At 70.5% G+C, this 20,408-nt stretch carries 22 protein-coding genes; 14 read left to right on the top strand and 8 right to left on the bottom strand.

Annotated elements, in window-relative coordinates; translation table 11 throughout:
• The first annotated feature begins 104 nt into the window (after nucleotides 1-104).
• Entirely contained in the window at nucleotides 105-449 is a 345-nt protein-coding gene (locus NVS83_RS07750; RefSeq protein ID WP_258738811.1) for a hypothetical protein, read from the top strand.
• Between the two features lie 48 nt (nucleotides 450-497).
• Here the strand turns inward: NVS83_RS07750 and NVS83_RS07745 are convergent, their stop codons facing one another.
• Together NVS83_RS07745 and NVS83_RS07740 are read right to left on the bottom strand one after the other, a co-directional pair.
• Nucleotides 498-1,205, bottom strand: coding sequence for a YoaK family protein (locus tag NVS83_RS07745; protein WP_258738810.1), 708 nt, complete (start codon nucleotides 1,203-1,205; stop codon nucleotides 498-500).
• A gap of 148 nt (nucleotides 1,206-1,353) precedes the next feature.
• Nucleotides 1,354-1,716 (bottom strand): hypothetical protein, encoded by a 363-nt coding sequence (locus NVS83_RS07740; RefSeq protein ID WP_258738809.1) that lies wholly within the window; start codon nucleotides 1,714-1,716, stop codon nucleotides 1,354-1,356.
• 248 nt (nucleotides 1,717-1,964) lie between these two features.
• On the opposite strand from NVS83_RS07740, the gene NVS83_RS07735 reads away from it, so the two are divergent.
• Nucleotides 1,965-2,657, top strand: coding sequence for a TIGR00266 family protein (locus NVS83_RS07735; RefSeq protein ID WP_258731936.1), 693 nt, complete (start codon nucleotides 1,965-1,967; stop codon nucleotides 2,655-2,657).
• A gap of 68 nt (nucleotides 2,658-2,725) precedes the next feature.
• Here the strand turns inward: NVS83_RS07735 and NVS83_RS07730 are convergent, their stop codons facing one another.
• The 3 genes from NVS83_RS07730 to NVS83_RS07720 are packed head-to-tail and all read right to left on the bottom strand — an operon-like array spanning nucleotide 2,726 to nucleotide 4,795.
• Nucleotides 2,726-3,271, bottom strand: a complete 546-nt coding sequence (locus NVS83_RS07730) for a chromate transporter (protein WP_258738808.1) — start codon at nucleotides 3,269-3,271, stop codon at nucleotides 2,726-2,728.
• The gene (locus NVS83_RS07725; RefSeq protein WP_258738807.1) at nucleotides 3,268-3,942 is read right to left on the bottom strand and encodes a chromate transporter; all 675 of its coding nucleotides are present in this window, start codon (nucleotides 3,940-3,942) and stop codon (nucleotides 3,268-3,270) included. The genes NVS83_RS07730 and NVS83_RS07725 overlap by 4 nt, the downstream gene beginning before the upstream one ends.
• Nucleotides 3,943-3,952: 10 nt before the next feature.
• Nucleotides 3,953-4,795 (bottom strand): hypothetical protein, encoded by an 843-nt coding sequence (locus tag NVS83_RS07720; protein WP_258738806.1) that lies wholly within the window; start codon nucleotides 4,793-4,795, stop codon nucleotides 3,953-3,955.
• A gap of 214 nt (nucleotides 4,796-5,009) precedes the next feature.
• On the opposite strand from NVS83_RS07720, the gene tal reads away from it, so the two are divergent.
• The gene (tal, locus tag NVS83_RS07715; protein WP_258731931.1) at nucleotides 5,010-5,981 is read left to right on the top strand and encodes a transaldolase; all 972 of its coding nucleotides are present in this window, start codon (nucleotides 5,010-5,012) and stop codon (nucleotides 5,979-5,981) included.
• Nucleotides 5,982-6,026: 45 nt separating this feature from the next.
• Nucleotides 6,027-6,788, top strand: a complete 762-nt coding sequence (locus tag NVS83_RS07710) for a sulfite exporter TauE/SafE family protein (RefSeq protein WP_258738805.1) — start codon at nucleotides 6,027-6,029, stop codon at nucleotides 6,786-6,788.
• 12 nt (nucleotides 6,789-6,800) lie between these two features.
• Here the strand turns inward: NVS83_RS07710 and NVS83_RS07705 are convergent, their stop codons facing one another.
• The gene (locus tag NVS83_RS07705; RefSeq protein ID WP_258738803.1) at nucleotides 6,801-8,039 is read right to left on the bottom strand and encodes an MFS transporter; all 1,239 of its coding nucleotides are present in this window, start codon (nucleotides 8,037-8,039) and stop codon (nucleotides 6,801-6,803) included.
• 19 nt (nucleotides 8,040-8,058) lie between these two features.
• Nucleotides 8,059-9,243, bottom strand: a complete 1,185-nt coding sequence (locus NVS83_RS07700) for a M20 aminoacylase family protein (RefSeq protein ID WP_258738801.1) — start codon at nucleotides 9,241-9,243, stop codon at nucleotides 8,059-8,061.
• Between the two features lie 234 nt (nucleotides 9,244-9,477).
• Here NVS83_RS07700 and NVS83_RS23525 point away from each other — a divergent pair, with 234 nt between their 5' ends.
• From NVS83_RS23525 to NVS83_RS07665, 5 genes are all read left to right on the top strand, one after another.
• Nucleotides 9,478-11,676, top strand: coding sequence for a VTT domain-containing protein (locus NVS83_RS23525; RefSeq protein WP_374115026.1), 2,199 nt, complete (start codon nucleotides 9,478-9,480; stop codon nucleotides 11,674-11,676).
• Entirely contained in the window at nucleotides 11,673-12,488 is an 816-nt protein-coding gene (locus NVS83_RS07680) for an endonuclease/exonuclease/phosphatase family protein (protein WP_258738800.1), read from the top strand. Before NVS83_RS23525 ends, NVS83_RS07680 begins: the two co-directional genes overlap by 4 nt.
• 25 nt (nucleotides 12,489-12,513) lie before the next feature.
• Complete coding sequence (locus NVS83_RS07675) at nucleotides 12,514-12,918, top strand: hypothetical protein (protein WP_258738799.1); 405 nt, start codon at nucleotides 12,514-12,516, stop codon at nucleotides 12,916-12,918.
• A gap of 140 nt (nucleotides 12,919-13,058) precedes the next feature.
• On the top strand, nucleotides 13,059-13,565 hold the full coding sequence (locus tag NVS83_RS07670; RefSeq protein ID WP_258738798.1) for a YciE/YciF ferroxidase family protein: 507 nt from the start codon (nucleotides 13,059-13,061) through the stop codon (nucleotides 13,563-13,565).
• Nucleotides 13,566-13,616: 51 nt separating this feature from the next.
• Entirely contained in the window at nucleotides 13,617-13,808 is a 192-nt protein-coding gene (locus NVS83_RS07665; protein ID WP_258731924.1) for a DUF3008 family protein, read from the top strand.
• A gap of 270 nt (nucleotides 13,809-14,078) precedes the next feature.
• On the opposite strand, the gene NVS83_RS07660 is transcribed toward NVS83_RS07665, so the two are convergent.
• On the bottom strand, nucleotides 14,079-14,339 hold the full coding sequence (locus NVS83_RS07660) for a hypothetical protein (protein ID WP_258738797.1): 261 nt from the start codon (nucleotides 14,337-14,339) through the stop codon (nucleotides 14,079-14,081).
• A gap of 153 nt (nucleotides 14,340-14,492) precedes the next feature.
• On the opposite strand from NVS83_RS07660, the gene NVS83_RS07655 reads away from it, so the two are divergent.
• The 5 genes from NVS83_RS07655 (at nucleotide 14,493) to NVS83_RS07635 (ending at nucleotide 20,390) form a co-directional block, all read left to right on the top strand.
• Nucleotides 14,493-15,134, top strand: a complete 642-nt coding sequence (locus tag NVS83_RS07655) for a sigma-70 family RNA polymerase sigma factor (RefSeq protein WP_258738796.1) — start codon at nucleotides 14,493-14,495, stop codon at nucleotides 15,132-15,134.
• Nucleotides 15,118-15,903 carry an anti-sigma factor family protein gene (locus NVS83_RS07650; RefSeq protein ID WP_258738795.1) on the top strand — a complete coding sequence of 262 codons (786 nt, stop codon included), beginning with the start codon at nucleotides 15,118-15,120 and terminating at the stop codon, nucleotides 15,901-15,903. The genes NVS83_RS07655 and NVS83_RS07650 overlap by 17 nt, the downstream gene beginning before the upstream one ends.
• Before the next feature lie 42 nt (nucleotides 15,904-15,945).
• The gene (locus NVS83_RS07645) at nucleotides 15,946-16,668 is read left to right on the top strand and encodes a Bax inhibitor-1/YccA family protein (RefSeq protein ID WP_258731920.1); all 723 of its coding nucleotides are present in this window, start codon (nucleotides 15,946-15,948) and stop codon (nucleotides 16,666-16,668) included.
• A 28-nt stretch (nucleotides 16,669-16,696) separates the two neighbouring features.
• Entirely contained in the window at nucleotides 16,697-17,491 is a 795-nt protein-coding gene (locus NVS83_RS07640) for a DUF2076 domain-containing protein (protein WP_258738793.1), read from the top strand.
• 166 nt (nucleotides 17,492-17,657) lie between these two features.
• Nucleotides 17,658-20,390: an HAD-IC family P-type ATPase gene (locus NVS83_RS07635; protein ID WP_258738792.1), complete on the top strand. Its 2,733-nt coding sequence runs from the start codon at nucleotides 17,658-17,660 to the stop codon at nucleotides 20,388-20,390.
• Nucleotides 20,391-20,408: the final 18 nt, after the last annotated feature.

The following is a 20,408-nucleotide window of genomic DNA, read 5'->3' as shown; positions in this document are numbered from 1 at the left end:
AAAGCCGCGACGCTTCCTGAAATACCGTGACACGTCTCGAAATGCCGCGGCGCTTGGCGCTAGACTTCGATACCCGTCGAGACCGTCCACCGGAGAGAGACCCCATGAAGCCCTTCCTGACGACGCTGGCCGCGCTGGTAATGCTCGGCACGGCCCCGGCCTTCGCCGACTGCGCGCAGGAGATGACCAAGACCCAGGCCGCGCTCGACAAGCTGATCGAGAAGCTGGCGGCGAAGGGCCCGGAGGCGCCGGAGAGCAGCGGCGCGCTGCTGAACCAGGACCCGAGCCCGATGGGGCTGGCCAAGACCGAGGCCAAGATCGGCGACGGCCTGCAGCCGGAAGACGCCCAGAAGGCGCTCGACCGTGCCCACGCGGCCGCGGCGGCTGGCGACGAGGCGACCTGCCTGAAGGAAGTCTCCGCCGCGCAGGCGGCCATCGCCCAGAACTAGGCGCGGGCGAGGTAGGCGCGGGCCAGGGGGCCCGCCCACCGGCGCGCCTCAGTCGCCGCCCGTCTCGCCCACCGCGTGGAGCAGATGGCCGTGGAACGCGTAGGCGAGCGCGGCCAGCGCCACCAATAGCAGGCACGCCCCGCCCACCGCGGCCGACAGCCCGGTCGCGGCCAGCACCAGCGTGCCGATCGCCGCGCCGGCGACGAAGGATCCCCATGAGGCGGCATAGGCCGTCGCCTCCCCCGCGCTTTCGCGGCCGGAGACGAAACGGGCCAGCGACTGGCCGAGGCCGAACAGCGCGCCGGTGACGAAGCTCTTGCCGATATCGGCCCCGGCGACGAGCTGGTGCACGCTGTTCTGCATGCCCATGGCGAGCGCCACCGGCAGCAGCGCAGCGAAGCCGACCCCGCTGGCGACCAGTGCCCAGGCGAGCGCGAACAGCACGATCTCGGCGCACAATATCGCCGTCAGCTTCCATTCCCCCGCGCGGTCGGAGACCAGCGTGCCGGCAAAGGCCCCTGTGACGAAGCCGCCGATGACGCAGGCGGTGAGCGCGGCGTGGGCACGGTCGGCCTCGGCGATCTGGATGCCGAGCCGCGTGCTGTTGCCGCTCATGAAGGACAGGAACAGCCCGCCCAGATGTGCGTAGCCGACCGCGTCGACGAAGCCGGCGACCATGGTGGCGAAGGTCGCGAAGGCGAAGCGGCGCAGCGGCGAGGGTATCGGCAGCGAAGAGATCGGCGGCGAAGAGGGCATCGGTCGTCAGGCTAGGGTGGTGGCGGGCCGACGGCGGCGCGCGAGGAGCCGTGCCGCCGGGAGCTGTCCGGGCGGCAGGTGGTGGTGGTGATCGGCGGCAACGGGCGGACCGGCCGCCGATATGCGGGGGAAGGACGTGCGCCCGCGATTACGGGCAGACGTGCACCCAGGCGCCGCCCCAGCGGCGGGTCCAGTAGCAGTTCGGCCGCACCGGCGGGCCCCAGCCCCGCGCATAGCGCGGCACGTACCAGTAGGCGGGATAGTTCGGCCGCCACACGCACCGCCAGGGTCCACAGACCCAGTGCACCGGCTCGGCCAGCGGAGCGGGCGTGTCGAGGAGCGACGTGGCGGCGGCCGGCGCGGCGAGGGCGGGGGTGGCGAGCGCGGCATCGGCGCGGTCGGCCGTGCCGGCGGCGACGAGGCCGGCGAGGGCGAGCAGGACGGCCAGCAGGCCGGCGCGCAGGTGGGTGAGGCGAGAGGACGGCACGAAGGTCTGGCAGAAGCGTCTCATAATGCACTCCCGAGCGGAAAAAGACCAACTCCGGCACGATAGCACGGCGCCCGCCGGGCACCAGAGGCGTGTATCGATAAGCCGATGCGATAACGGAATCTTTTCGGTTCGACCGTCATCCTCGCGCGGTCGTCGCGGCCCGTTTCGCCGCCGGCTCCCGGCGTGCCCGTTCATCGAACCCGTTCCATAGGCTACGGTCCGGTCGACCCTGTTTCATCGATCCGGTCCCTCGTGCGCAGGAGGCTCCCATGCAGCACAAGATCATCGGCACCACCTTGCCCGTCCTGGAGATCGGCCTCGAGGCCGGCGAGAAGGTCGTCGGCGTTCCCGACCAGCTTTCCTGGATGTCCGGCGACATCGTCCTCACAACCTCCATGGGCGGTGGCGGCAGCAGCGGCCTGTTCGGGCTGATGAGCCGCGCCGTCTCCGGCGGCGGCCTGTTCATGACCGAGTTCCACGCCGAGCGCGGGCCCGGCAACGTCGCCTTCGCGGCCAAGCTGCCCGGCAATATCCTTCCGACCCAGGTCAGCGGCGAAGGCTATCTGGTGCACCGCCACGGCTTCATCTGCGGCACGCCGGGGATCGAGGTGGCGAGCGCGTTCCAGCAGACGCTGGGCGGCGCCGTGTTCGGCGGTGAGGGCTTCATCCTGCAGAAGCTGTCGGGCAATGGCACCGCCTGGATCGAGCTCGGCGGCGAGATCGTCACCTACGACCTCCAGCCGGGCCAGTTCCTGATGGTGCATCCCGGCCATGTCGGGCTGTTCGAGGCGAGCGTCGCCTTCGAGCTCACCACCATGCGCGGCATCAAGAACGCGCTGTTCGGCGGCGACGGGCTGTTCCTGGTGAAGCTGTCCGGCCCGGGCAAGGTGTGGCTGCAGACGCTGACCGCGCCGGGCCTCGCCCACACCATCAGCCACTATCTGCCGAACCGCCAGGGCTGATCAGGACGGCTGACCGGATGGCTGATCGGGACGGCCGATGCGGCAGGCTATTGCGTCGGGCCGGCCCGTCAGGGCTGGCCCGCGCCGGTGCCGCTGAGCAGCGCCAGCCCCACAAGCCCGCCGGCCAGCACGAACAGGGCCGGGTTGACCCGCTTGGCGAAATAGACGCCCGCGAACACCGCGATGGCGATGGCGATCGTGGTCGCGCCGTCGATCGCGGTGCGGGCGATCGACACCGTGCCGGCCGCCATCAGCCCGACCACCAGCGGGGCGAGGCCGCGCTGCAGCGCGCCGCGCCAGGGCGAGCCCTCGAAATGGTCCCACACCCGCGAGGCGCCCCAGGAGATCGCCCCCGCCGGCACGAAGAAGCCGAGAAAGGCGAGCAGCGCGCCGAGATAGCCGGTGACGTGGTAGCCGATGACGAGCACCATCAGCATGTTCGGTCCCGGCACCACCTGCCCGAGGCCGTAAATGTCGCGGAACTGGTCGTCGGTGAGCCAGTGATGGGCGCCGACCACCAGCGCCTTGGTCTCCGGCAGCACCGCCGCGCCGCCGCCGACCGCGAGCACGGAAAGCAGCGAGAACACGCCGAGGACGGACAGATTCTCGTTCATGCCGCGGGCTCCGAGGGTTCGTCGGGGTCGAGCGCCGGCGATTTGCGCGGCCGGTAGATGAAGATCGCCGCCGGCCCGACCGTGAGCAGCACCCAGATCAGCGAGATGTGCAGCACGCTGACCATGACCAGCGTCACCACGATGATGGCGATGTCAATCAGGCTGCCGAGTTGCTTGCGCCCGATCTGCAGCGTCACCGCCGTGAGCATGCCGACCGCCGCCGCGCCGACGCCAACCAGCGTCGCGTTGACATAGGGGTTGCTGGCATTGGAGGCGTAGAGCACGCCGAGGATCATCACCAGCGTCGCGCCCGGCAGGGTGATGCCGAGGAAGGCGACGACCGCGCCCGGCACGCCGCGCAGGCGGTCGCCGACGATGATGCTCATATTGGTGGCGTTGAGGCCCGGCAGCGCCTGCGCGATCTCAAGCGCCGAGAGGAAGCGCTCCTCATCGAGCCACTTCTTCTGCAGCACGAGGCCCGCGCGCAGATAGGCCACCACCCCGCCGCCGAAGCTGACCGCGCCGATGAACAGGAAGGTGGCGAAGATCTCCCACAGCGGCACGCTGCGCGGGATGGCGAAGGAGGCGTCCCCGGGCGCGGCGTCGCGCTCGGCCGGGGAGCCGGCGGGTGCCCCGGCCCCGTCGGGCGCGGGCGGCGCGGGCATGCTCATCGACGCGCGCTCACCCTTCCTGGCTCGCCACCAGCTGGTTGCCGAAATTGTAGACCAGCGCGGTCTTGGTGGTGCCGAGCTGCACCCATTCGGGGGCGTGGTTCTGCGCCGCCTTGAAGAATTCCTCCGAGCGCGCGCGCGCCTTGGCGTGCAGATCGTCATAGCGGTCGAACTTCGCCTGGAAGGCGAATTCGCCGACGATCGTGGTCTCTGTGACCCGTTCGCGCCAGACCGAGATCGTCGCCTTGGCGACGAGCCCGTGGCCGAAGTCGAACGAGCCGACATTCACCTGCACCTCGACCACCGGCAGGTTGTTGACCAGCGAGACCTGCGCGCTCTTATGCGTCGGGCAGTGCTCGGCCAGCGCCGGGAACACCTGGCTGATGCGCTCCAGCCCCTCGTTGAGCACGAGGCCGGGCGTCATCAGCACGCAATTGTGCGAGAACAGCGCGCGCATGCCGCCGACGCCGTCCTTCAGCGGCAGCAGTTCCTCCTTGAACTTGATGTCGGCGGCGCCCTGCAGGTGCGGGGTCACGTCCACCGCCGCCGCCATGTCGAGGTCGGGGTGGCGGAACTTGAGCGTCAGCTCGTGCTCCGGGTCCGGCCAACCGTCGGTGTAGAAGGTACGTTTGCGCAGGATGAAGGCGTTTCGGTAGAGGTCGTGCTCGGGCGTGTCGTAGAACAGCACCTCGCGGACATGGCGCTTGAAGCCGTCCTTGTTGGTGGCGACGCCAACCTTGAATTCCGGTGCGATCAGGCACAGCTTGTGCCAGTAGACCTCGAACTGATGGGGATCGAAGAAACGCTCGGGACGGAGCAGTATCTTGTATTCACGGTAGTGGATGTCGTCCATTCCCCGGCCTCGGCAACGCGCGTCCGGCACGCCAATGTCGGATTTACGCCGAAGTTTCGATCCGCCACAAGTGCCCGTGTCGCGCGGCCGTCACATCGTCGGGTACCTTGATGCGACGGCCGGTTCTGTGGTCCAAGAAGCGGTCCGCCATACGCGGCCATCCCGGCGCCTGCGGGTGAGGTGATCCGGGCTCCCGCAAGAGAGAGAAATCGCCATGCCCTCGAAGCTCGACCAACTGCGTGCCATGACCGTCGTCGTCTCCGATACCGGGGACATCGAAACGGTCCGGCGGCTCAAGCCGCAGGATTGCACCACCAATCCCACGCTGCTGCTGAAGGCGGCCGAGATGCCGGCCTATGCCCATCTCGTCGACGAGGCGATCGACTGGGGCAAGCGCCAGGGCGGCTCGCACGACGGTGCCGTGATGGCGACCTGCGACCGGCTGGCGCTCAACTTCGGCGCCGAGCTCGCCTCCATCGTCCCCGGCCGGGTCTCGACCGAGGTCGACGCGGACCTCTCCTTCGACACCAAGGCGACCATCGCCAAGGCGCACTCCTTCATCAAGGCCTATGAGGACCGCGGCGTCGGGCGCGAGCGCATCCTCATCAAGATCGCCTCCACCTGGGAGGGGCTGCGCGCCGCCGAGGTGCTGCAGAAGGAAGGCATCGACTGCAACCTGACCCTGCTGTTCTCGCTGGCCCAGGCGGTGGGCGCGGCGGATGCGGGCGCCTTCCTCATCTCGCCCTTCGTCGGGCGCATTCTCGACTGGCACGTCAAGGCGGGCGAGGGCCCGTTCACTCCGGACACCGATCCCGGCGTGGTCTCGGTGCGCCAGATCTACGCCTACTACAAGAAGTACGGCATCAAGACCGTGGTGATGGGCGCCTCCTTCCGCAACACCGGCGAGATCGAGGCGCTGGCCGGCTGCGACCGGCTCACCATCGGCCCGGCGCTGCTCGACCAGCTCGCCGCCGACGAGGGCACGCTGGTGCGCCAGCTCGACCCGTCCAACACCGAGGCCGCCCCGGCCAAGGTGGAGCTGGACGAGAAGGCGTTCCGCTTCATGCTGAACGAGGACCAGATGGCGACGGAGAAGCTTTCCGACGGCATCCGCCTGTTCGTGAAGGATCTGCGCACGCTGCGCTCGATGGTGGCGAAGCGGCTGGAAGGCGCCGAGGCGGCCTGACCGGCCGCCCTCCCCGCCGTCCCGCGTCTTCACGTTCCCGCTTCCATGCCGGTTCCCGAGCTGGCCGCCCTCGCGCTCGTCGCCGTGCCCGCGGCGGCGGTCGTCGGCATGAGCAAGGGCGGGCTGCCGATGATCGGCACGCTCGCCGTTCCGATCATGTCGCTCGTCATGTCGCCGGTCGCCGCCGCCGGGCTGCTGCTGCCGGTCTATGTGGTCAGCGACATGTTTGGCGTGTGGGCGTACCGGCGCGAATTCTCCGGGCGCAACCTCGCCATATTGATGCCGGCGGCCGCCGCCGGCATCGGCATCGGCTGGGCCACCGCGGCCATCGTCACCGACGCGCTGGTGGCGCTCATGGTGGGGCTGATCGGCATTTCCTTCTGCCTCAACCGCTGGTTCGGCGGCGCCTCGCGCGCGGCCAAGCCCGCCGACCTGCCGCGCGGCCTGTTCTGGGGCACCATCGCCGGCTTCACCAGCTTCGTGACGCATGCGGGCGGGCCGCCCTTCCAGATGTATGTCGTGCCCCAGCGCCTGCCGAAGATGGTGTTCGCCGGCACCTCGACCCTGCTCTTCGCCGCCGTCAATGCGATGAAGCTGGTGCCCTACTGGGCGCTCGGCCAGCTCAGCATCGCCAATCTGAAGATCGCCGGGCTGCTGCTGCCGGTCGCGGTGATGGGGACCTTCGCCGGCGTGCGGCTGACCCGCGTGCTGCCGGAGGCGCTGTTCTTCCGGCTGGTGGTGGCGGCGCTGTTCCTGCTCTCGCTCCGTCTCACCTATGACGGCGTGACGCGGATCGCCGGGTTCTGACGCCGACCCGCGTCAGTCCTCGGGTCCCGCGCCCGCCAGCGCGGCGGCGGTCCAGAAGCCGGCGGCGAGGACCAGCGAGCCGGCGATGATCGCCATCAGCACCGCGTCGTAGCTGCCACTCGCGGTCCACAGCATGGCGAGGCCCGCCGGGGCGAGCGCGCGCGAGACGGTGGCCGGCACCGCCAGCGCGCCGTTGACCGCGCCATAGGCGCGCCGGGTGATGAGCTCGGGCACCACCAGCCCGCGCACGATGGTGATGATGCCGTTGACCGCGCCGAAGCCGAGCGCGAACAGCGCTACCAGCGTGAAGTCCGGCGGCATCAGCTCGAGCGCGAGGAAGGCCAGCGGGAACACCGCGACGATCACCGAGCCGAGCAGGCGCACCGGCGTGCGCGGCGCGAACAGCCAGACCGCCAGCCGCCCCGTCACCTGCGCCGGTCCGATCATGGCGATGGCGCCGACTACGGTTGCGGTGTCGAAGCCGCGCTCGATCAGCAGCGGGTAGGCGTGGAAGGTGAAGCCTGAGAACATCGCCGCATAGGCGGTGAAGGCGACCGCCAGCGCCCAGAAGGCCGGCTGGCGGATCGCGTCCGCGATCGCCGAGCGCTCCTTCGGCTCCCCCTCGCCCGCCGGCCGGCGCACCGGCGCGTCGGCGACGGTGTCGATGGTGGCGAAGTTCACCGCGCCGCAGACGACGATGTTGATGGCGCCGAGTATGATCAGCGTGTCGCGCCAGCCGACATGGTCGAGCAGGAGCTGGATCAGCGGGATGAACACGGTGGAGGCGAAGCCGCCCCACATGGTGAGCGCGGTGATGCCCGCGCGCGCATGGGCGGGGCCGGCCTTGCGCGCCACCACCGCGAAGGCGGGATCGTACAGCGTCGCCGCCTGCATGGCGCCAATGCCCGCGACCGCGACATAGAACAGGGCGAGGCTCTCTATGTGCGCCCACAGCACCAGCAGCAGGCCGGCGGCGAGCGAGCCGCCGGTCATCACCGCCCGCCCGTAGCCGCGGTCGATGGCGACGCCGACCGGATAGGCGGCGAGGCCGGCGAGGCCGAGGCCCAGCGTCGCCGCGCCGTAGAGCTCGGCCTTGGACCAGCCGAGATCGGCGCTCATCGCCTGCGCGATCAGCGGGAAGGAATAGTAGAGCGAGCCCCAGGAGCAGAGCTGGCCGAGCCCCAGCCCGTTGATGAACAGGCCGCGCGTGCTGGGCGGCTGGTGGGGGGCGGCGGGTGAGGAGAAGGTCACGGCGGCGCCGCCCCGACTGTCAGCCGGCGGGTGCCAGCACGCGATGGACGAGATTGACCCAGTAGCTGGCGCCGACCGGCAGCAGCGCGTCGTTGAAGTCGTACTGCGCGTTGTGCAGGTTCGGCCCCGGCCCGCTGGCGAGGCACAGATAGGCGCCCGGCACCGCCTGCAGCATGTAGGCGAAGTCCTCCGCGGCCATGATGGGCTCGAAATCGGCCACCACATGGTCGTCCCCGGCCATGGCGCGTGCCGTCTCGACGGCGGTGCCGAACGGCTCGGTCCAGTTCACCAGCGAGGGATAGCGGCGCTCGTAGCGGATCTCGCTGTCGGCGCCCTGTGCCGCGCACACGCCCTCGACCACGGCGCGGAAGCGCCGCTCGACGAGGTCGCGCGTCTCCGGCGTGAAGGTGCGCGCCGTGCCGCGCAGCACCACCTCGTCGGGAATGATGTTCCAGGTCTCGCCGCCATGGATCTGCGTCACGGTCACCACCGCCGCCTCCTGCGGACTCACCGAGCGCGAGACGATCGACTGCAGCTGGGCGACGACGAGCGAGGCGGTCAGCACCGGATCGACGCCGCGCTGGGGCATGGCGGCGTGGGCGCCGCGGCCGATGATCTTCACCTCGAAGGTGTCGAAGGCGGCGAACATCGGCCCGACCCGGCCGAGGAAGGTGCCGAACGGCGCGTTGGGCCAGTTGTGCAGCCCGTAGACCTGGTCCATCGGGAAGCGCTCGAACAGGCCCTGCTCCACCATCACCCTGCCGCCGCCCTCGTTCTCCTCGGCCGGCTGGAAGATGAAATGCACCGTGCCGGCGAAGTCCGGGTTGGCGGCGAGATGGCGCGCCGCGCCGAGCAGCATGGTCATGTGCCCGTCATGGCCGCAGGCGTGCATCTTGCCAGGCGTGTCGGAGCGATAGGCAAGGTTGGTCGCCTCGTAGATGTCGAGCGCGTCCATGTCCGCGCGCAGGCCGATCGCCGGGCCCTCGCCGAGCCGGCCCTTCAGCGTCGCCACGAGGCCGGTGCCGGCGAGGCCGCGATCGACGCTCAGGCCGAAGCTCTCGAGCTTTGCGGCGACGAAGGCGCTGGTGCGGTGCTCCTCGAAGGCGGTCTCGGCCATGGTGTGCAGCGCGTGCCGCCAGTCGGTCAACTCATGCGCGCCGGCCGCGACGGCGGGCAGAACGCCCGGAACCGGTTGCTCGCTCATGCTGCCTGCTCCCCGCCCTGCCTCGGCTCCGGCCGTGGCAGCAGACCAGATATCCCGGCCCATGCTGCCGCTTCGTCGGCTCTATAGTCTGCCGCCCGGCACCGGACAAGCGCGGCCCGGGCATTGCCGCCCTGCGGGAAAGGGCGGGGAACCTTGCGCGGGGCCGCGCGGTTGACCCGCCGTGACCCCGCCCGCGCAAGCCGGCGGAGCCAGCACGGGAGACCGCCATCGATCATGCCGCAAAATTCGCCCCCGCTCGCTGAAGACCTCGTCGAAAGCGCCCTCGCCGAACGCCCGGTGCCAACGTCCGCCATGCCGCCGGCCGTGCTCGACGAAGGCCCCCTGCTGCGCCCCGGACGCAATGTCTGGCGCGTGGAGCAGGCCGCGCGCGCCAGCGTGCTGGTCGACGGCGCCTCCTATTTCGGCGCGCTGCGCGAAGCGATGACCAAGGCGCGAGAGACCATCCACATCGCCGGCTGGGACCTCGACAGCCGGATGAAGCTGGTGGGCGAGAGCGGCGAAGCGGAGGACGGGCTGCCTGATACGCTGGCCGCCTTCCTGTCCGCGCTGGTGGAGCGCAACCCGCGCCTGCGGGTGCGGCTGCTGCTGTGGGACTATTCGGTCCTGTTCGCCTTCGAGCGCGAGCTCACCCCGCTCTATTCCTTCCTGTGGAGCACGCCGCCGCAGATCGAGCTGTGCCTCGATGACGAGCTGCCGCTCGGCGCCTCCCATCACCAGAAGATCGTTGTCATCGACGACAACGTCGCCTTCTCCGGCGGCCTCGATCTGACCCGGCGGCGCTGGGACACCAGCGCGCACCTGCCGGACGACCCGCGCCGGGTCGACCCGACCGGGGCCGCCTACGGCCCGTTCCACGACGTGCAGATGGCGGCCGATGGCGGCGTCGCGCGCGCGCTCGGACGGCTGTTCCGCGAGCGCTGGCGGCGCGCCGCCTGCGAGCGCCTGCCGGTGCCGCGGATGCGCCGTGCCACCGATTGCTGGCCCGACAGCCTCGCGCCCGACTTCCACGAGGTCGGCGTCGGCATCGCCCGCACCATGCCCGCCTATCCGGACGCGCCGCAGGTGCGCGAGGTGGAGGCGCTGTTCTTCGACATGATCGATGCCGCCGAGCGCGTCATCTATGTCGAGAACCAGTTCATCGCCTGCGAGCGCTTCGCCGAGCGGCTGGTGGAGCGGATGCGCGAGCGCCCGGAGCTCGAGGCGGTGCTGATCGTGCCGGAAGGCTATCGCGGCTGGTTCGAGCACCGTGCCATGGGCATCGGCCGCCAGCGCGTGCTGGAGCGTTTTGCCCAGGCCGGTGTCTCGCACCGGGTGCGCATGCTCTACCCCGAATCCACGGCCGGCGAGGATGACGCCTCGATCATGGTCCACGCCAAGGTCATGATCGTCGACGACCGCATCCTGCGCATCGGCTCGGCCAATCTGTGCAACCGCTCGATGGGGTTCGACAGCGAATGCGACCTCGTGGTCGACGCCTCGGGTGAGGACCAGCGCGCGGCCGTCGCATCGGTGCGCAATCGGCTGCTCGCCGAGCATGTCGGCATGAGCGCGGAGGAGGTCGGCGCCATCGTCGCGCGCACCGGTTCGCTCGCCGCGGTCATCGACGCCGCCGGGAAAGGGCGCGCGCGCCGGCTGATCGACGTGCCGCCGGCCACCGAGACCGACGAGCCGGGCCTTGGCGCGATCGACGCCATCGCCGACCCGATCGAGCCGATCTATGACGAGCGGCCCGCGCCGGCGACGCCGAGCCGGCGCAAATGGGTGCTGGCGCTGGCGGTTGCCGTCGCGCTTATCGCCGCGCTGATGCTCATCTGGACCAAGTCGCCCTTCGCCGAGCCGGACCGGATCGTCGAGGCGCTGGAGGGCATCTCGCAGCGGCCCTGGGCGCCCGCGCTGATGGTGGCGATCTTCGTGCTCGGCGGGCTGGTGGCGTTTCCCGTAACCGTGCTCATGGTGGCGACGGTAGCGGTGTTCAGCGGCTGGTTGGGCGCCATCCTGGCCGCCTTCGGCGTGCTGGCAAGCGCGGCCGTGACCTACGCCATCGGGCGCTATCTCGGCGCCGGGCTGGTGCGCCGCTTCATCGGCCCGCGCATCAACCGCATCCGGCGCAGCCTGTCCGACCGCGGCGTGCTGACGGTGGCGACGATGCGCCTGATGCCGGTGGCACCCTTCACCGTGGTCAATCTGGTGGCCGGGGCGGCCGAGCTTCGCTTCATGGACTACATGATCGGCTCGGCCATCGGCATGCTGCCGGGGCTGGTGGTGATGACCGCGCTCGGGCGGCAGATCGTCGAGCTGATCACCGACCCGTCCCTGTTCAGCATCGCCGCGCTGATCGGCGTCATCGTGCTGTGGGCGCTGTGCTCGTTCGGGCTGCAGCTCCTCGTCAGCCGCTTCCGGAGGACGGCTTGAGCGTTGTCCGGCTGCCGGGAACGCTGCGGCTGATGACCTGGAACATCCATGGCGGCATCGGTCCCGACCGGCGCTTCGACCTCGACCGTATCGCCGTCCTGGTGGCGCTCCACGCGCCGGACATTCTCGCCCTGCAGGAGATCGACACGCGCGGGCGCGGCGTCGATTGCCTCGCGCCGCTGCGCGGGCTCTCCATCGACCATTTCGCGGAGGCGCGCACCATCGCCGTGCCGGACGGGCATTACGGGCACGCGCTGTTCTCGCGCTGGCCGACCGAGGAGGTGCGGCTGCACGATTTGTCGGTGCGCCGGCGCGAGCCGCGGCTCGCCATCGAGGCGGTGCTGCGCACCGAGCGCGGGCCGCTCCACCTCGTCGCCGTGCATCTCGGCCTCGCCATCGTCGAGCGGCGCCGGCAGGCAATCAAGCTCGCCGCCATGGCCCGGCGCGTCGCCGCCATGCCGACGGTGATGCTGGGCGACTTCAACGACTGGTTTTCCTTCGGCGAGGTCAGCCGCGCCCTGCGCCGGGTGCTGCCCGAGCGCACGGACCTGCGCACCTTTCCCGCCCGCCGCCCGACGCTGCGGCTCGACCGGGTCTATTGCAGCAGGCCCGGCATGCTGGCGGGGGCCTTCACCGACCCGCAGGCGCGCCGCGCCTCCGACCATTTGCCGATCATCGCCGACATCCGCCTGCCGGCGACCGCCTCGGTGCAGGAACCGCTCCCCTCACCACACGTTGACCCCGGAGGTCGCGACACGACCCGTCGCGAGATGGGAGGAGCCAGTGACGACCCCCAACGAGCCGACCCCTGAACATCCCACTCCCGGAGTGCCGCCGATGCCCGAACATCCGGGCGCGCCCGCGCCGAACCCGGTGCCCGATCCCGCGCCGATCCACGATCCGGTGCAGCCGCCGGTGCACGATCCCGACGTGCCGGGCATCCGCGATCCCGAACCGCCCGGCGTCAGCGATCCCCCGCCCGCACCGCCTCCGCCGCCGGCCTTTCCCGGTGGCGGGACGGCGATAGCGATGCCGTCGCCGCTGACGCCCGGCACGCCGCCGCCGGACACGCCGCCCGGGCGGCGTCCGCCGGCGATCATCGACGACCCGCTTATCCCGCCCGATCCCGACCCGGACATCGGCCCGGATGTCGGCGAGCCCGAGGACGAGCCCGACGCCCCGCCGATCGACCTGCCGCCACGGACTCCCCCGTCGCCACCGCCGGGTACTCCCGGTTTCTGATCGGGAGGTAAAGCAAAGGCGGGGCGGAACGTTCGCCTAGTTCGCCCGTTTTTCCTGTATCCGACGGCGCATGAATTTCATGCGCGGGTTCGAATACCTCAAAGATCATCAAAACAGAAAATAGACAGGAGGATCCTACCATGGGTCTGTTCTCAAAGGACATCAAGACGATGAACGATCTCTTCGTTCATCAGCTTCAGGACATTTACTACGCCGAGAAGCAGATCGTGAAAGCCCTGCCGAAAATGATCGACAAGGCCACCGACGATCAGCTCAAGAGCGACTTCTCCAAGCATCTGACCGAGACCGAGGGCCATGTCGGCCGCGTCGAGGAAGTGTTCCGGATGCATGGCGTGGAGCCGAAGGCGGTGGACTGCCCGGCTATTGACGGCATCCTCAAGGAGGCCGACGAGGTGGCTGGCGATGTCGCCGACAAGCAGGTGCTGGACGCCGCGCTGATCGCTTCGGCGCAGGCCGTCGAGCATTATGAGATGACGCGCTACGGCACGCTCATCGCCTGGGCGAAGCTGCTCGGCCGCCCGGACTGCGCCAGCGTGCTGGCGAAGAACCTCGCCGACGAGCAGAAGGCCGACGCCACGCTGACCAAGCTGGCCGAGGCGCGGGTCAACATCCAGGCCGCCGAATAGGCTACAGGATTTCGCTCGAAGGATATCGCTCTCTACCGGGAGGAGGATTCCATGCCTGCCAAATCAAAGGCCCAGCAGATGGCCGCGGGCGCCGCGCTCGCTGCCAAGCGGGGCGAGATGAAGAAGAGCGAACTGCGCGGTGCCTCGAAGTCGATGGAGAAATCCATGACCAAGAAGGAACTGGAGGAGTTCGCCTCCACCTCGCGCAAGGGCAAGCCCGGCCACGTCGATCACCATCGATAAGCCGGCTAAGTTAATGACGGGATCCCTTCGGGGGTCCCGACGGACTGGGCGCTATCGGCGCCGGCCCCGCCGCGAGAGCGGCCCGGCCGGCGGGTGGCGCCCTTCCTTTTGGTCTCCGCCATGCAGCGCGCCCGCATCCGGGACGGGAGTCCGCCGGATCAGGCTGGCGAGGATCGCACGGCCACGGAAGCACGCGTGTTCCGTCCGCCCGCGTACGTATCGGCGCGGCCTGCTCCGTAAAGCGTGACCGGCCCGGGCCCTTTCCGCCCCCTATCGGCCATGGTCGTCGCCATATTCATCCCAGACAATGCGGCGGTTGGCATCGAGGATCTGCACCGGCTTGCGGGCGCGATCGTTCATCATCGCGCGCGCATAGCGGCGGGCGTCGTCGAGCCGGGCGAAGGTGCGCGCGTTCATCATGGCGCACAGGCCCGGCGGCGGATCGCGCGGTTCCTGGAAGAGCAGCCGGAACGGCGGCAGCGGCGCGGGCGAACGGACGGCAGGTGAATGGCGCATGGTTATGGGGTCCATGGGCAGGATCGGCGGAAGCGGGCCGACAGGGGGTAAACGGTCGCACTCCGCGCGCGTTCCCGGCACGCTCGCGCGGCCCGGCTGCGGAACGGGTTCGATTCCGGCGCGGCTGACCTTCGGGAATAGAAAGGCGGGCCGCTCCGTATACGGATCATGAGGCGGGAATCCTCCATATCCGGCAACGGGTCCTCCGGCACCGGCGCAGCCGACCGCGGGCGGTTCGACGTCGTCGGGCAGCTTCCGGCGCTGCGCCGCTATGCGCGGGTGCTGACGCGAGACGACGCGGAGGCCGAGGACCTAGTGCACGACGCGCTGCTGCGCGCCTATGAGCGGCGCGGCAGCTTCGCGCCCGCGCGCGGCGCGGGGGAAGGCCGTGCAAATGCGGGCCGGACGGGAGGCGCCGCTCCGGGCGGCGGTCTGCGCGTCTGGCTGATGTCCATTCTTCACAACGTCTTCATCGACCGCCGCCGCAGCCGCGTCGCCGAGGAGCGCCGCGCGGGCGAGGCGGCCCAGCTCGCCGCCACCCAGTCCGCGCCCGCGCAGGAGCATCACGTCCGGCTGGCGCAGATCCGCGAGGCGTTCATGGAACTGCCCGAGGAGCAGCGCGCCGCGCTTCACCTCGTGGCGATCGAAGGGCTCGGCTATGCCGAGGCGGCCAGCGCTCTCGGCATCCCGCAGGGCACGCTGATGTCACGCCTGTCACGGGCGCGCGCCACGCTGCGCGCGATCGAGGAGGGCGGCGCCCGCATCACCCATCTCCGGCTGGTGGGAGGCTCCGATGACGCGGCCCGTTGACCCCATCTCCGACGACGACCTGCAGGCCTATGTCGACGACGAGATCGACGTGGCGCGACGGATCGAGGTCGAGGCCTATCTCAGCGCCCATCCGGCCGAGGCGTCGCGGGTGATGGCGGATCTGCGCATCCGCGACGAGCTCAGACTGTCGCTCGCCGACATGCCGGCCGATCCCGCGCAGGCGGGCCTGCGCTTCGCCACCGCCGAGGCGGCGCGCCGGCTCGGGGGTGCGCTCTCGCGCGACCGCTGGCTGCGCGGCCTGCGCCGCGTCGCGGCGGTGGGGCTGCTGGTCGGCGCGGGCTGGTTCGCCCATGCCGAGTTCGGCCCGCTGGCGGTGAGCCGCGTCGTCGCCTCCGACCTGCCGCCCGCCTATGTGGAGGACGCGCTGCGCGCTCACCGCACGGCGCAGGTGCGCGCGGGCATGCTGTCCCAGACCGGGGCGAGCTACGACCCGGCCGAGATCCGCGCCGCCACCGCCATCGTCATGCCGGAGCTTCCCACCGGCTGGTCGGTGGAGGACGTGCAGGTCTTCCCTTCGGCCTTCGGCCCGAGCGTGGAGATGTCGGTCAAGACGCGCGATTTCGGCCCGGTCTCGCTGTTCGCCGTGCGCCCCGGCAGCTTCGACGTGGTGCAGGCGCGCACGGTGTCGAGCGAGGATCTCAACGCCGCCTACTGGCAGATCGGCGAGGTCGCCTACGCCCTCGTCGCCCAGGCCCCGCCGCGCGAGCTGGACCGCACCGCGGAACGGCTGGCGCGCTCGCTCTACTGACATGAACCGCCTTTATCATCGCCTTTCCCAGGAGAGAAAGACATGAACACGCCGAATTACGGCTTCCAGTGGCAGAGCGGCGCGCGCGGCGCCGACCGGGCCGTCTTCGACGAGGGACTGCGCCGCCACATGCTGCGCGTCTACAACTATATGGGCATCGGGCTGGTGCTGACCGGCCTCGTCGCCTTCATCGTCGGCACCACGCCGGCGCTCTACGTGCCGATCTTCTCCAGCCCCCTGAAATGGGTGGCGATGCTGGCGCCGCTCGCCTTCGTGCTGTTCTTCTCGTTCCGCATGCAGTCCATGTCGGCGAGCGGCGCGCAGACCATGTTCTGGGCGTTCTGCGCGGTGATGGGCGTGTCGATGGCGTCGATCTTCCTGGTGTTCACCGGCACCTCGATCGCGCGCACCTTCTTCATCGCCGCGGCCATGTTCGGGGCCACCAGCCTCTACGGCTACACCACCCGGCGCGACCTCTCGCAGTTCGGCTCGTTCCTGATGATGGGCCTGATTGGCGTGGTGATCGCGAGCCTGGTGAACCTGTTCCTCGGTTCGACCATGCTGCAGTTCATCGTCTCGGTGGTCGGCATAGTGGTGTTCGTCGGCCTCACCGCCTGGGACACGCAGGCGATCAAGGAGCAGTACGCCGACCATTTCGATTCCGAATCGCAGCAGAAGCTCGCTGTGTTCGGCGCGTTCTCGCTCTATCTGAACTTCGTGAACATCTTCCAGCTCCTGCTCAATTTCACCGGCGAGCGCGAGTGAGGAAGGTTCCCCACGCGGAGGATCCCAGATGAACGAGCAGGATCGCCAGGCTATTGACGGCCTCTTCGCCAGGCTCGCCGAGGCCGAGCAGCGCAGCGGGCCGCGCGACGGGGAGGCGGAGGGCTTCATCGCCGAGCGCGTCGCCGGCCAGCCGGCCGCGCCCTACCTGATGGCGCAGACCATCGTCATGCAGGACTACGCGCTGCAGCAGGCGCAGGCGCGCATCGAGGCGTTGGAGCGTCAGGCGGCCGAACTGGAACGCCAGGCGGCGGAGACGGCGCAGCAGGCGCCGGCTTCCGGCGGCTTTCTGGGCGGGCTGTTCGGCTCGTCCCAGCCGCCCCAGCGCCGCAGCTCCGTCCCCGCCATGCCCCGGGCCGCGACGCCCGCGGCCGTGCCGGCGGGCCCCGGTCCTTCGGGCAATTGGGGGCCGAGCGCCGGCGGGCCGCCGCAGGGCGCGCAGCCGGGTGTGGGTGCGGGCATGCAGCCGGGCTTCGGTGCCCGGCCCGGCTTCGGCGGCGGGGGCTTTCTCGCCGGCGCCGCGCAGACCGCGATGGGCGTCGCCGGCGGCGTGCTGCTCGGCCATGCCATCGCCGGCATGTTCGGCGGCAGCGAGGCGCAGGCCGCCGAAGTTCCGGCCGACACCTCCGCCGCGACCGACACGTCCCAGGATACGGAGGCGGATGCCTCCGCTCAGGACGCGGCCGCCCAGGATGCCTCCTACGAGCCCGACCAGAGCGCCGACGCCGGCTATGACGACATCTCCGCCTCAGACGAGGGCGGCTGGTTCGATGGCGGCGGCTTCTTCGGCGACGGGGAGATCTGACCACCCGGGATCCGCCCCCCTCGATCACGGGTACTTGAAGGGCCGGCCTCTCTGCCGGCCCTTCCTTTATGGCGACGCCGGCTTGCCTAAGGGAAAGTCCGGATGTCCGATGCCCGCCTGCCGGTAGCGTTAGCGTTCCTCCCTCGCCGCGAGCTTCCTTCCCGCGATGACCGACAGCGCCGTTCCGACGCCCAGCCCCTTTGACACCGCCGCCGCCCCGCTGCCGACCTCCTGGCACGCGATGCCGCACGAGGAGGTCGCGGCCCGGCTCGGCGTCTCGCTCGATGGGCTGAGCGAGGACGAGGCGCGCCAGCGGCTGGCCGAGCACGGGCCGAACGCGCTGCCCGAACCGCCCCGGCCGAGCCCGATCCGGCGCTTCCTCGCCCAGTTCAACAGCGCGCTGATCTATTTCCTGCTGGCCGGCGCGGCGGCGGCGTTCGCGCTCGGCCACGTGGTCGACGCGGTGGTCATCATCGCCGTGGTGATGGTCAATGCGGTGGTCGGCTTCCTCCAGGAGGGCCGCGCCGAGCAGGCGCTGCGCGCCATCCGCAACATGATCTCGCCCCATGCGGCGGTGATCCGCGGCCGGCAGCGCATCAGCGTGCATGCGCGCGACCTCGTGCCCGGCGACCTCGTGCTGCTGGAGGCGGGCGACCGGGTGCCGGCCGACACGCGCCTGCTGCGCGCGCGCGGCATGCTGGTCGATGAATCGATCCTCACCGGCGAATCCGTCGCCGCCTCCAAGCGCGAGGAACCGGCGGCGGCCGATGCGGCGCTCGGCGACCGTCATTCCATGGCGTTCTCCGGCACCACGGTCGCCGCCGGCCAGGGGGCGGGGATCGTCGTCTCCACCGGCAGCCACACCGAGATCGGCCGCATCGGCCGGCTGATCGCCGAGGTCGAGCCGCTGGCGACGCCGCTGCTGCGCCAGATCGACAATTTCGCCCGCCGCTTCACCTGGGCGGCGATCCTCGCGGCGGGGGCGCTGTTCGTCTTCGCCGTGGCCGTGCGCGGCTATGGCTGGACCGAGGCGCTGATCGCCGTCGTGGCGCTGGCGGTCGGCGTGGTGCCGGAGGGCCTGCCGGCGGTCATCACCATCACGCTGGCGATCGGCGTGCGGCGCATGGCGCGGCTCAACGCGGTCATTCGCCGCCTGCCGGCGGTGGAGACGCTGGGCGCCACCTCGGTCATCTGCTCCGACAAGACCGGCACGCTGACCCGCAACGAGATGACGGTCCGCCGCGTCGTGCTGCCGGAGACCGACGCGACGGAGGCGATCGAGGTCTCGGGCGCGGGATACGAGCCGGTCGGCACGCTGAGCTGGGCCAATTCGGGCGATCCTTCCGCGGCGGCCGAGGCGCTGGCCCGCTGCGGCCTGTTGTGCAACGACGCGCATCTCCACGCCAGGGACAGCCTCTGGCGCGCCGAGGGCGATCCGATGGAAGGCGCGCTGGTCGCCTTCGCCGCCAAGGCGGGCCTCAGCCCGGCGGTAGAGCGCGGCGACTGGCGCCGGCTCGACGAGATCCCCTTCGATGCGGCCTACCGCTTCATGGCGAGCCTTCATTGCGGCCCGCAGGAGGAGATCGTCGTCTTCGTGAAGGGCGCGCCGGAGGCGGTACTCGCCATGTGCGCCCTTTCCCCTTCCGAGAGGGAGCGCTGGGGCGAGGCGATCGCCGGCGTCGCCGCCGAGGGCGAGCGGCTGCTCGGCTTCGCCATGAAGACGCTCGACGCCGCGCCCGACCGGCTGACCTTCGACGACGTCGCCGGCGGCTTCTGCTTCCTCGGCCTCGCGGGCTTCATCGATCCCCCGCGCCCGGAGGCGATCGCCGCCATCGCCGAGTGCCGCAGCGCCGGCATCGGCGTGAAGATGATCACCGGCGACCATGGCGTCACCGCCGGCGCCATCGCCCGCCAGCTCGGCCTCGCGCGCGAGCCGGTCGTGGTGACCGGCGCCGAGGTCGACGCGGTGTCCGACGCCGAGCTGGTGGAGCTGGCGGACCGCACCTCGGTGTTCGCCCGCACCAGCCCGGAGAACAAGCTGCGCATCGTGCGTGCGCTCCAGTCCACCGGCGCGGTGGTGGCGATGACCGGCGACGGGGTGAACGACGCCCCCTCGCTGCGCCAGGCGGATGTCGGCATCGCCATGGGGGTGAAGGGCACGGAGGCCGCCAAGGAGGCGGCCGAGGTAGTGCTGCTCGACGACAATTTCGCTTCCATCGTCGCGGCGGTGACGCAGGGGCGCACCGTCTACGACAATATCCGCAAGATGATCGCCTGGACGCTGCCGACCAATGGCGGCGAGGTGCTGTCGGTGATCGGCGCCATCGCCTTCGGCTTCACCATGCCGATGTCGGCGGCGCAGATCCTGTGGATCAACCTCGCCACCAGCATCACGCTCGGCCTCGCGCTCGCCTTCGAGCCGACCGAGCCGGGGATCATGAACCGCCCGCCGCGCCGCGCCGATGGCGGTCTCGTCACCCGCTTCATGCTGTGGCGGATCGTGCTGGTGTCGGTGCTGTTCATGCTGGCGACGGCGGCGATGTTCACCCTGTCGCTGGCGCGCGGGCAGGGGATCGAGATGGCGCGCACCATCGTGGTCAACACCATCGTGGTGATGGAGATCTTCTACCTGTTCAGCGTGCGCTTCATGCACATGAGCTCGATCACTTGGCGCGGGGCGCTCGGCACGCCGGCGGTGCTGGCGGCGCTGGTGGCGGTGGTGGCGGGGCAGTTCGCCTTCACCTATCTGCCGCCGATGCAGCATATGTTCGGCACCCGGCCGGTGGCCCTGCTCGACGGGGTGATGATCGTGGGCTTGGGCGTGCTGCTGATGCTGCTGCTGGAGGCCGAGAAGGCACTGGTCCGCCGCTTCCGCCTGTTCGACCCCGAGGATCTCTAGGCGCGGCCGTCACAGCGC

It is taken from the genome of Ancylobacter mangrovi (assembly GCF_024752335.1).
Classification (GTDB): domain Bacteria; phylum Pseudomonadota; class Alphaproteobacteria; order Rhizobiales; family Xanthobacteraceae; genus Ancylobacter; species Ancylobacter mangrovi.
Note: the sequence above shows the minus strand (reverse complement) of the source record. Positions and strands in the feature narration are given on the sequence as shown.

Coding starts and splice junctions, on each gene's coding strand:
- NVS83_RS07670 (WP_258738798.1), top strand. CDS start 13,059: ATGGGTCTGTTCTCAAAGGACATCAAGACGATGAACGATCTCTTCGTT.
- NVS83_RS07645 (WP_258731920.1), top strand. CDS start 15,946: ATGAACACGCCGAATTACGGCTTCCAGTGGCAGAGCGGCGCGCGCGGC.
- NVS83_RS07650 (WP_258738795.1), top strand. CDS start 15,118: ATGACGCGGCCCGTTGACCCCATCTCCGACGACGACCTGCAGGCCTAT.
- NVS83_RS07750 (WP_258738811.1), top strand. CDS start 105: ATGAAGCCCTTCCTGACGACGCTGGCCGCGCTGGTAATGCTCGGCACG.
- NVS83_RS07700 (WP_258738801.1), bottom strand. CDS start 9,243: ATGAGCGAGCAACCGGTTCCGGGCGTTCTGCCCGCCGTCGCGGCCGGC.
- NVS83_RS07640 (WP_258738793.1), top strand. CDS start 16,697: ATGAACGAGCAGGATCGCCAGGCTATTGACGGCCTCTTCGCCAGGCTC.
- NVS83_RS07665 (WP_258731924.1), top strand. CDS start 13,617: ATGCCTGCCAAATCAAAGGCCCAGCAGATGGCCGCGGGCGCCGCGCTC.
- NVS83_RS07635 (WP_258738792.1), top strand. CDS start 17,658: ATGACCGACAGCGCCGTTCCGACGCCCAGCCCCTTTGACACCGCCGCC.
- NVS83_RS23525 (WP_374115026.1), top strand. CDS start 9,478: ATGCCGCAAAATTCGCCCCCGCTCGCTGAAGACCTCGTCGAAAGCGCC.
- NVS83_RS07735 (WP_258731936.1), top strand. CDS start 1,965: ATGCAGCACAAGATCATCGGCACCACCTTGCCCGTCCTGGAGATCGGC.
- NVS83_RS07675 (WP_258738799.1), top strand. CDS start 12,514: ATGCCCGAACATCCGGGCGCGCCCGCGCCGAACCCGGTGCCCGATCCC.
- NVS83_RS07730 (WP_258738808.1), bottom strand. CDS start 3,271: ATGAACGAGAATCTGTCCGTCCTCGGCGTGTTCTCGCTGCTTTCCGTG.
- NVS83_RS07660 (WP_258738797.1), bottom strand. CDS start 14,339: ATGGACCCCATAACCATGCGCCATTCACCTGCCGTCCGTTCGCCCGCG.
- NVS83_RS07740 (WP_258738809.1), bottom strand. CDS start 1,716: ATGAGACGCTTCTGCCAGACCTTCGTGCCGTCCTCTCGCCTCACCCAC.
- NVS83_RS07725 (WP_258738807.1), bottom strand. CDS start 3,942: ATGAGCATGCCCGCGCCGCCCGCGCCCGACGGGGCCGGGGCACCCGCC.
- NVS83_RS07710 (WP_258738805.1), top strand. CDS start 6,027: ATGCCGGTTCCCGAGCTGGCCGCCCTCGCGCTCGTCGCCGTGCCCGCG.
- NVS83_RS07655 (WP_258738796.1), top strand. CDS start 14,493: ATGAGGCGGGAATCCTCCATATCCGGCAACGGGTCCTCCGGCACCGGC.
- NVS83_RS07745 (WP_258738810.1), bottom strand. CDS start 1,205: ATGCCCTCTTCGCCGCCGATCTCTTCGCTGCCGATACCCTCGCCGCTG.
- tal (WP_258731931.1), top strand. CDS start 5,010: ATGCCCTCGAAGCTCGACCAACTGCGTGCCATGACCGTCGTCGTCTCC.
- NVS83_RS07720 (WP_258738806.1), bottom strand. CDS start 4,795: ATGGACGACATCCACTACCGTGAATACAAGATACTGCTCCGTCCCGAG.